Annotated in this window: 2 protein-coding genes; both read right to left on the reverse strand. The window is 56.7% G+C overall.

Translation table 11 applies throughout. The features are described 5' to 3' along the window. On the reverse strand, positions 1-192 hold a 192-nt coding region (locus S1OALGB6SA_RS01385), incomplete at its 3' end, for a ParA family protein (protein ID WP_148083996.1). Continuing rightward, positions 189-476 (reverse strand): hypothetical protein (locus S1OALGB6SA_RS10010; RefSeq protein WP_195910234.1); only part of this gene is annotated, 288 nt, incomplete at its 5' end. The genes S1OALGB6SA_RS10010 and S1OALGB6SA_RS01385, both read right to left, overlap by 4 nt.

Consider the following 476-nt stretch of genomic DNA (forward strand, 5'->3'; position numbering starts at 1 on the left):
TCCATCCAGTATGGCCTCATAGAGGCCCCTCTCAGGTTCATTCTCGAAGAAGCTCTTGGTAAGATTGGCCTGGCCGTCGGCGTCGATTAGAAGCGCCCTCTCACCTGCATGGGCAAGATAGCAGCCAAGCTCCCGGGTAAGCGTGGTCTTACCAACTCCACCTTTCTGGTTGCACATGGCTATGATTCTCATCTTGAGCCTCCCGTAAGTCCCACCTCTCCCGTGGGAGCAGTGGAGGCCGCCTCGATGGCCTTCCTCTTGTACTCCCTCTTAACCCTGCTGAGCTGGCTTGCAAGCTCGCCATAGCTGCGGCGAAAGCCAAGCAGGTTAACCTGGGCCCCGCCTGAGAAGAAGTTGATCTGGAGTTCTTCTAATCCAACATCGCTGTAATAGAAGTCGCAGACTAGCTCCTTGTTCAGCCTGCGGCATGCGATGCTCTCGGGCGGGTAGCCCTCGCTTAGATAGTAGGCGGCCTC

This window comes from Olavius algarvensis spirochete endosymbiont, assembly GCA_900608495.1.
Lineage (GTDB): Bacteria > Spirochaetota > Spirochaetia > DSM-2461 > DSM-2461 > UBA2779.